Below are 13,646 nucleotides of genomic sequence, written 5' to 3'. Positions count from 1 at the left end.
ATGCGTAAGGTTGCCATTGGCATTCATGCCATACACGTCACTCCGTCGGCTGCGTCACGGCCCCGTCGAGCGGGTCGGCCAGGCCGGCCTTGGTGAACGCGGCCTTGCGCCGCCGGCAGGCCGGGCACATCCGACAAGGGCTCTCACCCGGGTGCAGACATGACCAGGCGAGCTTCCAGGGCACTTGCAATTGTGCGCCGAGCTCGATCACCTGCTGGCTGTTGAGTTCCAGCAGCGGCGACTCCAGCCGGGGCATCGGTGGCGGATCGAGGTCGGCCAACTGGTTGACCAGTTGCATCACTTCCGTTGCCCGCGCCATCGCCGCCGCCTCCCCCTCGCACGCCATGGGCCAGAGCACCCGGCCGATCTGGTGCAATCGGGCGTGCGCCAGCCCCACGAGCAGTTGCTGGGCCGTCGCCAGCGGGCCGGTGGGCTGGCCGTCGGGCTGTTTACCCTGACCGTGGCCGAACACGTGGGGCACGTCGACCTCGCGTACACGTCGGAGTTGGTAGTACTCGGCTTGGCGGTGCAGATGCTCGATGCGGGTCGCCGCATTCTCCCGTCCGTCGACCAGATGCAGCAGATTCATCTGGGCCGGCTCGTGCTCGCGCAGCATCAGCGCCGTCGCCACAAGGCTGCGCAACCCCCCGCTGTGCAGAATCACTACCGATGCGTTGGCCATACCTTCGTTATCGGCCATCCACCGCCCCTCACTCAACAACCAACCCGAAACTCCAGACTCCCAGCCGCCCAAGCTTGACAGCCGCGACCGCCTGCACAAGACTCTGCATTCGCCGACCACTCGATGTAGCAAAGGGCAAACCCATGGCCATTCTCGTTTTCCAACACAACTCGCACGAAACCCCCGCACGCCTGGGCGACATCCTCCGGGACAACGGCCACCGCCTGCGCGTGTTCCGGCTGAACGAAGGCGACTCCCTCCCGCCCGATCTCGACGATGTCGACGGCATTATCTCGCTCGGCGGGCCCATGAACGTCGACGAAGCCGACGAGCACAAGTGGATCAACGACGAACTGGCCTACCTCAAACAGGCCATCGACGCCGACCTGCCGGTCGTGGGTATCTGCCTGGGTGCCCAGTTGATCGCGGCGGCCATGGGCGGCAAAGTCGAAGCCATGCCCGCCGCCGAGCTGGGTTGGCATAACGTCAAGCTCGCCTTCCCCGGCACGATCGATCCCATGATGGCCGGCCTGCCGTGGACGCACATGCAGTTCCACCTCCACGGCCAGGAAGTCACCGAACTCCCCCCCGACGCGACACCGCTGGCTGCTTCGAAAGTCTGCAAAAACCAGGCGTTCAAGGTCGGCCTGAGGGCGTTCGGCTTTCAGTACCACTTCGAGTGGGATAAGCAGCAACTCCACGCCGCGCTCGACGGTCACCAGGCCTGGATCGGCGAAGCCGAGGGCGACGTCGAAGCCATCCGCACCGAAATCGACACCTATTACGAAATGTACCGACACCTCGGCGATCGACTGTCGGCCAACCTCGCCACGCTGCTGTTCCCGCTCGACAAACGGCTAGGCGGCAGTCGAGACGCGCCCAAAACGTGGGACGCGACGGAAAGCACCTGACCGGCCACGTCCCGCTACGTCCATTTAAACCAACCCCCTGCGAGCCCGCCATGCTGCAACCCAATGACGTCGTACTGTTCCAGGGCGACTCAATCACCGACGCCGGCCGTGACCGCGGGATCGCCGAACCCAATCACGCCGCCGCGATGGGCCGAGGCTACGCTCTCCTCACCGCGTCGGCGCTGTTGGTCGACTATGCCGAGCATGAGCTGCGTATCTTCAACCGCGGCGTCAGCGGCAACCGTGTCACCGATCTGGCCGACCGCTGGCAGGCGGACTGCCTCGACCTCAAGCCGACGGTGCTGAGCATCCTCATCGGGGTGAACGACACCTGGCACGGCACGGGCAAGGGTGAGCCGAGCAAGAGCGTGCCGTTGGACAAATATGAGACCGTCTATCGCGATTTGCTGGAGCAGGCCCGCAAAGCGCAGCCGAAGCTTCGGCTGGTGCTCTGTGAGCCGTTCACACTGCGCTGTGGCGCGGTGACGGACGCCTGGTTTCCCGAGATCGATCAGCGGCGGGCGGTGGTGCAGCAACTGGCCCGCGATTACGACGGCCGATTTGTCGCGTTTCAGTCGGCCTATGACGCGGCATTGAGCGAAGCCGAGCCAGCGTACTGGGCGGCCGACGGCGTACACCCCTCGCTCGCCGGGCACCAGCTCATGGCGCGAACGTGGCTCAAAGCGATTGCTGATTTCTGATCGCTGATTGCTCATAAGCATCGAGCAACCAGCGTCCCCAAATCAGCAATTAGCGATCAACGATCAGCGATTTCCATGCAGACGCTCACCCAGATCAAGCAACTGCTCGCCGCTCATGGCCTGCGACCAAAGCATCGGCTGGGCCAGAACTTTCTGCATGACCATAACCAGATGCGCAAGATTCTCGCCGCGGCCGAGCTTTCGCCGGGCGACCGGGTGCTCGAAGTCGGTCCCGGCACGGGCACGCTCAGCGAAGCCCTGCTCGAAGCGGGCGCTCATCTCGTCGCGGTCGAACTCGACACAGACCTCGAGCCCATCCTGCGCGAACGACTCGCCCCGTTCGGCGACCGCGCCCACCTGGTCGTCGGCGACATCCTCGCCAGCAAGCGCCAGCTCAACCCCGACGTCATCGACGCCCTGCAAGCCTCAAGCCCCAAGCCTCAAGCCCCAAACCCTAAGCCTCAAGCCTCTAGCTTCAAGCTCATCGCCAACCTGCCTTACAACATCGCCTCGCCGCTGCTGATCAACCTCGCGGCGGACCACCCGGCCATGACGCTGGCGGTGGTGATGGTGCAGCGGGAGGTGGCCGACCGCCTGCTCGCCAAGCCGGGCGGCAAGCAATACGGGCCGTTGACGGTAATGGTGCAGGCGATGTGCGAAGTGCAGCGGGTGAGCGTACTGCCGCCGGGCTGCTTCTGGCCGCCGCCGAAGGTGGATTCGTCGGTCATTCGCCTGCGTCGCCGGGCAACGCCGATGACGGATGATCCGCCTCGTCTGGCCGACCTGCTGCACCGGGTGTTCGGCCAGCGGCGCAAGCAGCTCGGCTCGGTGCTCGGACGGTCGACAGCCCTGCCGCCAGGCATTGCGGGCACGGATCGACCGGAAACCCTGAGTGTGGAACAACTCATTGAGTTGGCGCGTTCTCTATAGGTCTGTGATGCCACGCCAGCGGATGATTCCATTCGCGGGTAAAATCAATAAAACGACCTATGGAGCAGTTCATGCGTACCCTCGTCGCGATTCCCGTCTACAACGAAGAAAAATACGTCACACAGGTGCTCAGGGAGGTCCGCAAGTACGCTGAGCATATTCTCGTCGTCGACGACGGCTCGACGGACCAGACGCCCATGCTGCTCGCTCAGCAGAAGGTCGATGTCATCCGTCACGCCGAGAATCGCGGCTACGGCCGAAGCATCCGCGACGCGTTTCGCTATGCCCAGTGCTACTGCTACGACTGGCTGATCACCATGGACTGCGACGAGCAGCACGAGCCCCGCAGCTTGCCCGATTTCGACAAAGCCATCGAAGCCGACGACGCTGACGTGCTCTCCGGCTCGCGCTACCTTGACCCGGCATACTCCGGCGACCCGCCGCCGCCCGACCGCCGGGCCATCAACCTCGAAGTCTCGAAATGGGTCAACGAACACCTCGACCTGCACATCACCGACAGCTTCTGTGGCTACAAGGCCTACCGTGTCTCCAAGCTCAAGCACCTGAATCTGAACGAAGACGGCTACGCCATCCCGCTTCAGTTCTGGGTCCAGGCGGCTGCCCACCAGCTTCGCGTCAAGGAAGTGCCCATCCGACTGATCTACAACGACCCGAACCGCAGCTTCGGCGGCAAGCTCGACGACCCCGAACACCGCATCGCACACTACCGCGAGGTGTTCGACGCCGAGTTGGAAAAATATGCCGACAAGCTCGCGGCGAAGTCGCCGTGCTCGTGTCCCGGTCGGTAATCCGCCGGCCGACGACGTACAAAGCTGCTCGCGACTGCAAGTTTGTGCCGCAAATACTTGAATCCGTGCCGACGCCGTTCAACAATCCCACGGAGCCGGTTACCGGGAGCCGACGCCCGGAGGCGAGCTGCGTTTGGCAGTGGGAGACAGCGCATGGGTATGGCAACGCGATGGTGGTTGGTGGTGGTGTTGCTCGCCATCGTTGCAGCTGACGTGTCTGCCCAGCCGCGTGCGCGGCAGGCGACGGTCGCGCATCCGCATCTCGAAGCCGTTTCGCAAAAAACCGACGCGATTCTCGACGAGCTGAAGCAGACGGGCGACTTTGAATCCGCCCGCCGGGCGAGCGACGCCGTGCTTGATCGGCTGATCGCTTACGCCGACGCGAACGACTTCGAAGCGTTTCGTGAGATCGCCTACGTCCGTCGGCTGGTGCGGCAGCTCGAACAGGTGACGGACGTGGATCGGCTGGAGATGCTCGCTTACCTGCGGTCAAAGCCCCGGCTAGGACGGGCGGTGGCGTTCGCGGTGAAGCCGGAGAACGACGTCGCGGCGGTATATCGCCTGCTTGATGAGCTGCGTGAGGCGCGAGGTGACAAGCTCGAAACGTTCGCCTATCTCGCGGCTGCGATCGTCGTCGTGCACGATCGGCCGATGGTCACGCAGGTGAACGAGAACACGACCAGCTCGCCCGAGCCGATCGAGCTGTTCGATTTCTACGCGGGCAACCACGAGCGGATGAAGTTCGGCATCCGCGACATGCCGGTGGAACTGCTGGTCTACCTGGTCGACATTGGCGCGACGATCGATGAGATGCAATGGGCGTTGGACGAGTATCGCGGGCACCGCAACGTCGGCAGGCTGTTTCACACGATTCGCTACGACCAGAACCACTTCCGCCGAGGCACGCCCAAACGGGTGACGACGGAGGGGTTCAACCTGCCAAACATCCGCGCGTTCGGCGGCGTGTGTGCCGACCAGGCACATTTCGCGGTCACGGTCGGCAAGGCCATCGGCGTACCGGCGGTGTACGCCAGCGGCGCAAGCTCGCAGGTCAGCCATGCATGGGTCGGCTTCCTCGAACAGCAGGGCCAATCTGGCGTTTGGAATTTCGACCACGGCCGATACGCCGCCTATCAAGGCGTGCGCGGCCTGACGCGCGATCCGCAAACACGCCAATGGGTCGACGACAGCTACGTGTCGCTACTGGCGGAACTGATCGGCACAAACGAAACGCAGCGCTACTCCGCCGCGGCGATGACGGATGCGACCATTCGGCTGCACGCGATCTCGCAGGCAGACCTTGACCACTGGGACCCCGAGCCGTTGATCACGTTTGAGGCGGGCGATGATGATGACGCCGCAGCGCCACCTTCGCCGCGCGGCCGCGATCTGGCGTCACAACTGGAACTGCTGGAGGCGGGGCTGCGCGAGTCGCACGGCCACCTGTACGGCTGGCTGATGCTCGCACACATGGCCGAGTCAGGCCAGATGACGCTTGATCAGAAGCGGCGATGGGCCGACGTGGTCATGCGGCTGTGCGGCCAGCGTTACCCGGACTTCGCGGTCGTGCTGCTTCGGCCGATGGTGGAGACAGTGACGGACCTTCACGAGCAGGACGCGTTGTGGGAGCAGATGTTTCAGATGTTCCGAAGGCGGCATGACCTCGCAGCGGAAATCCGCATGCGCCAGGGCGAAATGTGGGAGCAGGCAGGCGAGTTTATCAAGGCCGGTCAGCGTTATGAGAATGTGATCGAGCGGTATGCGAACGCGGGGCCGTTTGTCCTCGAAGCGGTACGGCGGACGCAGCGCATGCTCGAACAGGCCGGCCGTGGCGAGCGTGTGTTGGAGTTGTACGCTCATACCTGGTCGCAGGTGAATCGGCCGGCGGACATGTACCTGGAGTTTCAGCAGCAAAGCAACTGGTATCGGCTTGGCATGATGTATGTCGAGCAGTTGCAGCAGGCGGGCGAAACGCGCGAAGCCCAGCGGGCGCTGGCCCAGATCGAGCAACGCGTCGGCCGTTAGCCGCAAAGCGCAGCGGAGCGCGCGTGCCCCCACCACAAGCTGACCACACTGCCACGTCACCGCAGGCGATCGCTATCATAGGCGACTCGTAGCCGGTCTCCCGTACCTCGAACTGACGAGCCGACCTCATGAACGCTTCTGCAGACAAGCTTCGATTCCGCCAGGTTCACCTCGACTTTCACACCAGCGAACACATCGACGGCATCGGCGCCGCGTTCGATCCCGACGAGTTTGCCGACACGCTCAAGCGGGCCCACGTCGACTCCGTCACCGCATTTGCCCGCTGCCATCATGGCTACATCTATTACCCTTCCAAACGCAATCCCGAACGCATTCACCCGCGACTGAAGCGTCCCAATTTGCTGTCCGAGCAGATCGAAGCCTGCCACAAGCGTGGCATCCGCGTGCCCGTCTACACCACCGTGCAGTGGGACCAATACACCGCGCACGAGCACCGCGACTGGCTCGTCGTGGACGAAGATGGCAAGCTTCCCGGTACGCCGCCGCTGGACCCTGGCTTCTACCGCTTCGTCGACGTGTTTCATCCCGGCTATCGGCAGTTTCTCAAAGACCACGTCAAGGAGATGTTCGAAACGCTTCCTGCGGTGGATGGCCTGTTCTTCGACATCGTCCAGCCTCGCTACTCGCTCGCGAAGCACTGGCTTGACGCGATGGACAACGTCGGCGTCAACCCCGAAGACGCCGAGGCCCGCCAGCGGTTCGCCAACGGGATCATCGATGCGTGGAAGCTTGAGATGACCGAGTACATCCGCACGTTCGATAAAGACTGCACCATCTTCTACAACGCCGGGCACATCGGCCCGCGACACAAGTCCAGCCTGCCCGCTTACACGCACTACGAGCTTGAGTCGCTGCCCTCCGGCGGTTGGGGTTACCTCCATTTCCCCCTCACAATGCGCTACGCTCGCGGCCTCGACGCGACCGGCCACCCCTGCCTCGGTATGACTGGCAAGTTCCACACCTCATGGGGCGACTTCCATTCCTACAAAAACGAAGCAGCGTTGCAGTTCGAGTGCTTTCAGATGATCGCCATGGGCGCACGATGCTCCATCGGCGACCAACTGCCGCCCGACGGCAAAATCGACGAAGCCACCTACGATCTCATCGGCAAAGTCTACAGCAGCGTCGAACGCAAAGAGCCCTGGTGTGAAAACGTCACACCCCTCAACGAGGTGGGCCTGTTCACGCCAGAGCAATTCCAAAGCGCCACCGGGCACTCACGCCTGCCCGAAGCGGCCATGGGCGCGGTCCGCATGCTTCAGGAAGCCCACATCCAGTTCGACATCATTGACACCGATCGCGACTTCAACGCCTACAAGCTGCTCATTCTCCCCGATGAGATTCCCGTCGACGAAACGTTCGCGAAAAAACTCGAACAGTACCTCGACCAGGGCGGTGCGCTGATTCTTTCTCATCGCGCCGGCCTCGCGCCCGCGGGCGACCGCTTCGCCAGCGACCGCTTCGGCGTCTCGCTCATGCAGGAAGCTCCCTACTCGCCCGACTTCATCGTGCCCGGCGAAGCGCTCAACGCCGACTTGCCACGCACCGGCCACGTCATGTACCAGCGTGCCTTGGAGGTTCGCCCCGCTGACAACGCGGCCGTGCTCGCCGACGTGGAAACGCCACACTTCAACCGCACCTGGCGCCACTTCTGCTCACATGCTCACGCGCCGTCGTCCGGACAAGTCGGCTATCCCGGTATCGTTCAACACGACCGCGTGATTTACTTTGCCCACCCCCTGTTCCGCCAATATCAGGCCAACGCGCCGCGCTGGTGTCGCAAACTGCTGGAAGCCGCGATCGATCGGCTCATGCCCGACCGCCTCGTCCGCACCACCGGCCCGACCACGCTGCTGACCACACTCAATCACCAGCCCGATCACGATCGATACATTCTGCATTTGCTGCACTACCTGCCCGAACGCCGCGGCCAGGCGTTCGACATCATCGAAGACATCATCCCACTCCACGCTATCGATATCCGCGTGAAAGTGCCCGGCAAGGTCGGCTCGGTCGCGCTCGTGCCCGACGGCGACCGCGTCGAATTCCACACCGACGGCAAAGAAGTTCGCTTCACCGTGCCCAAAATCGTCGGCCACGCGATGGTCGAAATCGATCTCGCATAATGGCAAACAGCCACAACCCGCCACGTCAGTCGGCGAGGTCTTCGACGGTGCGGATCGCTTTGAGTCGGGCAATGTACGACTCGGGCAATCGATAGTGCTCCGCACCGCGGACGATGGCGTCGAGGTAGTGGCGCGACGGCCGCTGCGGGCCGGCCGGGGCGGGGTTGGCAAAATAGGTCCAGACCTCGATCGAAAGCTCGGCCGGCTGATGCACCACAACCTTGCGGCGGACGTAGTCGCCCTCGGCAAGCCCCTCGTATTCGTCTAACGCTGCCAGGTCCGCGGCTGTGAGGTGGTAGATCACGCCTTCGACATTTGATGTCTCGTGCGGCTCGATGCCCGCGACGCCCCCCGCCCAGCTTTCGCAGGTGCGTGGGAACACCAGGCGATGCTGACGAAGCGTGGCCCGCCCAAGGGGGCTGGAACCGGGGCACCGCCGGCGCATCTGAACCGGATCGAGGTTTGAGCCGTATGCAAAATAATGCATGATCGTCGCCTGTCACGCCCTGCGTGGCGATGATAGGTTATCATACTGCTTTCAACCTTCACTTTCGGAGCCTTTATCGTGACGCACAAACGAATGATCGTGACCGGTCTGGCTGCCTTTGCCGTCGGCGCGGCCGGCCTGTCGATGTTCAGCTACGCCGAGGAAGAGGTCGCCATCGAATCGCCCGAGCAGATGGCATTCGAGCCTGAGGCCGGCGAAGACATCGACCGCGGCGACATCAGCTACGCCCTGGGCTATCGCGTGGGCCTGGACCTTCGGCAGCAGGGCATTGAATATGACGTGGACACCAACGAGTTCGCCGACGGCATCGCCGCCGCGCTGGGCAATGACGACCCGCGAATGGACGAGCAGGCGCTGATGCAGGCGTTGTTCACCTTGCAGCTTCAGATGCAGGCCCGACAGCAGGAGCGCGGCGCGGAGGCCGCCGAAGCCAGCCGTGCTTTCCTCGAACAAAACCGCGAAGCCGAGGGCGTGCAGGTCACCGACTCGGGTTTGCAATATCGAATCATTGAGGAAGGCGAAGGCGACTCGCCCGAGCGCGGCGACACTGTGGTCGTCCACTACCGCGGCACGCTGGTCACCGGCGAACAGTTCGACAGTTCACACGACCGTGGCGAGCCGGCCGAGTTCCCCACCGACCAGGTCATCCCCGGCTGGACCGAAGCGCTGATGATGATGAAGCCCGGCGCGAAGTGGGAGCTTTTCATCCCCTCGGAACTGGGCTATGGCGAACGCGGCGCTGGCAGCATGATCCCCCCCAACGCAGCGCTGATCTTCGAAGTCGAGTTGCTCGAAGTGAAATGATCCGGGCCGTCACTCGATCGCAATGCATTAATCGGACATAACCAATCGACGCCGTATGCATAAGCCTGCGGCGTCGATTTTTTTCTGTCGAAACGGCTTACAGGTACTGGCTGCCAAACGCGCGGGCGCCAAACCGCCCCGTCCCGGCCGTCAGCCGTTAGAATGATGACGAACCGCTTTTTACGAAGGACCGCTATTCATGCCCCGCATCACCCTCGGCCTCGGTGTTCTGCTTATCGTCCTCGGCGTCGCCGGCTACATCGCCACGGGCCGTGAACACGCGACGGCGTTGATCCCCGCCATCATCGGCGGCGTGTTCGCCCTGCTCGCCGCACTTGCCATGTGGAAGCCCGAGTCGCGCAAACACGTCATGCACGCAGCGGTGGGTCTGGCGCTGCTGGTGTTCATCGGCATGATCCCCGGCATCTTCAGCCTGCTTTCGCTCATCGTCGGCGGCGACGTCGACAACCCGCCCGCCGCCGTGTCACGCGGGGTGCTCGGCCTGCTATGCCTGGCATATGTGGGACTCGGCGTACGGTCGTTCATCGTCGCCCGTCGACAGCGAGAAAACGAAACCTGACCTGTCGTTTTTTCACAGGGATCGGCCACAGAGCACGCCTATGCCCACACGCCAGCCCATCGCCCGACGCCGAAACGCCTGGACACGGCTGTCCGACGATCACCTGCTGGATCTGCGCTTCTGTGATCTGAAACTCCGCTACGAAAAGACCGCCCTCCAACGACGTGTGCAACGTCTCTACGAAGACCTCGACCGCAAGGGACTCACTTTCCGCCCGCACGTCTGGCTCAGCACCGAGTGGTTCAGTCCCGACGGCGTACCGGGCATCGCAGCACCGTTCTACCTCGCCCACCCTCGGCTGGAAAAGCTGGAAAAACGGCAGATGCTCGCCGTCGAAGGCGGGCCGGAAAATCAATGCCTGCGCATCCTTCGCCACGAAGCGGGCCATGCCATCGACACCGCGTACCGCCTGCACCGTCGCAAGCGTTGGCGTGAGTTGTTCGGCTCGTTCACGCAGCCTTACCCGCAACACTACCGCCCCAAGCCGCGCAGCCGGGATTACGTGCTGCACCTCGATGCGTGGTACGCCCAGGCGCACCCGGCCGAGGACTTCGCCGAGACGTTCGCCGTCTGGCTGGCACCGGGCTCGCGGTGGCGACAGGCGTATCGCAACTGGCCTGCGTACCGCAAACTTGAATACGTTGACGAGTTGATGCAGGAGATCGCCGGCGAGCCCGCGCCGGTGCGCAGTCGCTTGCAGATCGAGCCCTTGTCGCAGATCACACGCACGCTGCGTCAGCACTACCGCCGCAAGCACATGCACTACGCGGACGAGTTCCCCGATTTTTACGATTCGGATCTGCGCAAGCTGTTTTCCGAGGAGCCGCAATACAAGCTTCGCCCCACTGCTGCGAGCTTTCTGCGTCGCATTCGCCCGGAGTTGCGCGACACGGTCGCGAACTGGACCGGTACGCCGGCGTACACGATTGACCAGGTGCTGCGCGACATGATCGACCGATGCAAAGAACTGAAGCTGCGCCTGGCCAAACCCGAGAAGCAAACGAAAACAGAAGCCATGATCATGCTCAGTGTGCAGACGATGAACTTCCTCCACAGCGGCCAGCATCGGGTCGCGCTGTAAAGTTAGCCGCGACGCGCAGCAGAGCGCGCCTTTAGATGGAACGCCAATGGCGAAACGACGTCAAAAACTACGCATTCTTGTGCTGATGCACGAAGACCTCGTGCCGCCTGAGTCCGTCGAGGGCTTGAGCGAAAAAGAGATCGCACCGTTCAAAACGGAATTTGATGTGTGCGCCACGCTGCGCGAGATGGGCCACGAGGTTCGGCCGCTGGGGGTGTCCAGCGATCTGTCGGTGATTCGCGAGGCGAACGAGCAGTGGCAGCCGAACATTGCGTTCAACCTGCTGGAAGAGTTCGATGGCGTGGGGGTGTATGACGCGCACGTGGTCAGCTATCTCGAACTGCTCCGCCTGCCTTACACCGGGTGCAACCCGCGAGGGCTGATGCTTGCCCATGACAAGGCGCTGACGAAGATGATCCTTCGCCATCATCGCATCGGCGTGCCGCGGTTCGCCGTGTTCCCGCTCGACCGCAAGGTTCGTCGGCCGAAGCGCCTCGCGTTTCCGTTGCTGGTCAAATCGCTGACGGAAGAAGGCTCGGTGGGCATCTCGCAAGCGTCGATCGTTTACGACGACGACAAACTTGCTGAGCGCGTTGCGTTTGTACATCGCACTTGCCAGACCGACGCAATTGCCGAGCAGTACATCGACGGCCGCGAGATGTACGTCGGCGTGCTGGGCAACGAACGGCTGTTCACGCTCCCGATCTGGGAACTGACTTTCACCAAGCTGCGTGAGGCCGCGCCGCGCATCGCCACCGGTCGGATCAAGTGGGACTACAAGTACCAGGAAAAAGTCGGCATTGAAACGCAGGAGCCAACCGACCTTTCGCCTGCTGAAAAGAAAAACATCCACCACTTCTGCAAACGCGTCTATCGCGCCCTGTCGCTGTCGGGCTACGCGCGGATGGACCTCCGCCTCAATCCTGAGGGCCAGGTCTTTCTCATCGAAGCCAACCCCAACCCGCAACTCGCCTACGGCGAAGACTTCGCCGAGTCCGCCGAGGCCGTGGGCGTCGGATACGAAGACCTGCTCCAGAAAATCCTCAACCTCGGCCTGCGCTACCGGCTACGCGGACAGGCGTGAGGGGTGGGGGAATTTGGAATTTCGGATTTCGGATTTCGAATTTCGGATTTCGAAATTTGGGATTTCTTGACGGTACTGGTTTTTACAAATTCGAAATCCGAAATCCGAAATTCCAAATCTGTCTAACTGCGCTATGATTCACCTATGGCAAAGTTCCGTCCCAAACTCGGCTTGTTCGCTCGGCTGAAGCTGTTCTGGCTGATCTATCGCGATCCGCGTACGCCGTGGTGGGCGAAGGTTATCCTCACTGCGCTCGCACTGGCGTACGTCATCTGGCCCTGGGATGCGATCCCCATCGTCGTACCCGTGCTTGGCATTGTCGATGACATCGTCGTCGCCACGACGCTCATGTGGCTGATCACCCGTGCCGCGCCAGCCATCGTCCGCAAGCAAAGCCGTATGAAACTCGAACACGAACAGAACGCCGAGGCTCAGGCCGACGCCGCCTCATCGCCCGGCGAGCAGCACTCTTAGCCGTACCGCGTCGACTTCGAATCGCGCGGAACACGGCTCGGCCTCACCTGCATCTTCGGGTACGATGCGGCTTTCATCACCCGTTAAACGACAGGTCAAGCCATGCGACTTTACATCATCCGCCACGCCGACCCTGACTACGCCAACGACACCATCACCACGCACGGCCACGCCGAGGCCCGCGCCCTCGCCGACCGCTTGCGCGACGTCAAAATCGATCACCTCTACACCTCTCCTCTCGGCCGGGCACGCGCGACCGCAAAGTACACCGCCGACCTGAAAAACCAGGAACCCAAGGTTCTCGAATGGACCGCCGAGCGAGGCCACTGGCGCGTCGAACAACCCCACGACGCCGGCGCCGACGTCTGCCTCTGGGATATCCACGGCCATCGCGTCCGCGCCTGCGAACCGCTCCCGCAACAACACGACTGGCATACCATCGCCCCTTTCGACAACCCCCTTTTCCGCGAAGAGTATGACGAGATCTGCCAGCAATCCGACGAACTGCTCGCCACCCACGGCTATGTGCACGACAAAGGCGTCTACCGCATCGAACGCTCCAACCGCGACTCCCTCGCGGTGTTCTGCCACGGTGGGCTCGGCCTGATATGGCTTGCTCATCTTCTCGCCTTGCCGCTGCCGTCGGTCTTCGTCGGCTTCTTCCTGCCGCCAACGTCGGTGACGACCATACTCTTTGATGAGCGAAACAATGACGTCGCCGTGCCTCGGTGCATCGGCATGGGAGATCTGTCGCACCTCTACGCCGCGGGCCTGCACAACGTCCGCATGCCCGTGGGCATCAAGGCCAATTACGAGTGATCCGTTGACCTCACTTGGCATGATGCGTGCAGCCGGTGATAATAAACGCGTCTCTCGCGTGATCCGAACCTCAGGCCGCCCCCTGGCGACC

At 62.7% G+C, this 13,646-nt stretch carries 14 protein-coding genes; 12 read left to right on the top strand and 2 right to left on the bottom strand.

The features are described 5' to 3' along the window. Positions 1–37 precede the first annotated feature (37 nt). Positions 38–700 carry a 7-cyano-7-deazaguanine synthase gene (locus tag ACERK3_13205; protein ID MFA9479242.1) on the bottom strand — a complete coding sequence of 221 codons (663 nt, stop codon included), beginning with the start codon at positions 698–700 and terminating at the stop codon, positions 38–40. A 125-nt stretch (positions 701–825) separates the two neighbouring features. On the opposite strand from ACERK3_13205, the gene ACERK3_13200 reads away from it, so the two are divergent. The 6 genes from ACERK3_13200 to ACERK3_13175 all read left to right on the top strand — a co-directional run bounded on the left by ACERK3_13200 (position 826) and on the right by ACERK3_13175 (position 8,205). After that, positions 826–1,593 carry a type 1 glutamine amidotransferase gene (locus ACERK3_13200; GenBank protein ID MFA9479241.1) on the top strand — a complete coding sequence of 256 codons (768 nt, stop codon included), beginning with the start codon at positions 826–828 and terminating at the stop codon, positions 1,591–1,593. A gap of 50 nt (positions 1,594–1,643) precedes the next feature. Then, a complete protein-coding gene (locus tag ACERK3_13195; protein MFA9479240.1) occupies positions 1,644–2,294 on the top strand; it encodes an SGNH/GDSL hydrolase family protein in 651 nt (216 codons plus the stop codon). A 75-nt stretch (positions 2,295–2,369) separates the two neighbouring features. Continuing rightward, on the top strand, positions 2,370–3,224 hold the full coding sequence (gene rsmA / locus ACERK3_13190; protein ID MFA9479239.1) for a 16S rRNA (adenine(1518)-N(6)/adenine(1519)-N(6))-dimethyltransferase RsmA: 855 nt from the start codon (positions 2,370–2,372) through the stop codon (positions 3,222–3,224). 71 nt (positions 3,225–3,295) lie between these two features. Continuing rightward, entirely contained in the window at positions 3,296–4,033 is a 738-nt protein-coding gene (locus ACERK3_13185) for a glycosyltransferase family 2 protein (GenBank protein MFA9479238.1), read from the top strand. A 153-nt stretch (positions 4,034–4,186) separates the two neighbouring features. Next, positions 4,187–6,058: a hypothetical protein gene (locus ACERK3_13180; GenBank protein MFA9479237.1), complete on the top strand. Its 1,872-nt coding sequence runs from the start codon at positions 4,187–4,189 to the stop codon at positions 6,056–6,058. A gap of 128 nt (positions 6,059–6,186) precedes the next feature. Then, positions 6,187–8,205, top strand: a complete 2,019-nt coding sequence (locus ACERK3_13175) for a beta-galactosidase trimerization domain-containing protein (GenBank protein MFA9479236.1) — start codon at positions 6,187–6,189, stop codon at positions 8,203–8,205. Between the two features lie 25 nt (positions 8,206–8,230). On the opposite strand, the gene ACERK3_13170 is transcribed toward ACERK3_13175, so the two are convergent. Next, positions 8,231–8,692: a gamma-glutamylcyclotransferase family protein gene (locus tag ACERK3_13170; protein MFA9479235.1), complete on the bottom strand. Its 462-nt coding sequence runs from the start codon at positions 8,690–8,692 to the stop codon at positions 8,231–8,233. A gap of 78 nt (positions 8,693–8,770) precedes the next feature. Here ACERK3_13170 and ACERK3_13165 point away from each other — a divergent pair, with 78 nt between their 5' ends. From ACERK3_13165 to ACERK3_13140, 6 genes are all read left to right on the top strand, one after another. Next, positions 8,771–9,517, top strand: coding sequence for an FKBP-type peptidyl-prolyl cis-trans isomerase (locus ACERK3_13165; GenBank protein ID MFA9479234.1), 747 nt, complete (start codon positions 8,771–8,773; stop codon positions 9,515–9,517). A 199-nt stretch (positions 9,518–9,716) separates the two neighbouring features. Beyond that, positions 9,717–10,097, top strand: coding sequence for a hypothetical protein (locus ACERK3_13160; protein MFA9479233.1), 381 nt, complete (start codon positions 9,717–9,719; stop codon positions 10,095–10,097). 40 nt (positions 10,098–10,137) lie between these two features. Continuing rightward, positions 10,138–11,178, top strand: coding sequence for a putative zinc-binding metallopeptidase (locus tag ACERK3_13155; GenBank protein MFA9479232.1), 1,041 nt, complete (start codon positions 10,138–10,140; stop codon positions 11,176–11,178). A gap of 46 nt (positions 11,179–11,224) precedes the next feature. Beyond that, on the top strand, positions 11,225–12,262 hold the full coding sequence (locus ACERK3_13150; protein ID MFA9479231.1) for a D-alanine--D-alanine ligase: 1,038 nt from the start codon (positions 11,225–11,227) through the stop codon (positions 12,260–12,262). Positions 12,263–12,406: 144 nt separating this feature from the next. After that, positions 12,407–12,736, top strand: coding sequence for a YkvA family protein (locus ACERK3_13145; GenBank protein MFA9479230.1), 330 nt, complete (start codon positions 12,407–12,409; stop codon positions 12,734–12,736). Between the two features lie 102 nt (positions 12,737–12,838). After that, complete coding sequence (locus ACERK3_13140) at positions 12,839–13,555, top strand: histidine phosphatase family protein (GenBank protein MFA9479229.1); 717 nt, start codon at positions 12,839–12,841, stop codon at positions 13,553–13,555. The last annotated feature ends 91 nt before the right edge of the window (positions 13,556–13,646 follow it).

It is taken from the genome of Phycisphaerales bacterium AB-hyl4 (genome assembly GCA_041821185.1).
Taxonomy (GTDB): Bacteria; Planctomycetota; Phycisphaerae; order Phycisphaerales; family Phycisphaeraceae; genus Natronomicrosphaera; species Natronomicrosphaera hydrolytica.
The sequence above is the reverse complement of the archived record's forward strand: the minus strand, read 5'-3'. Positions and strand labels throughout refer to the sequence as shown.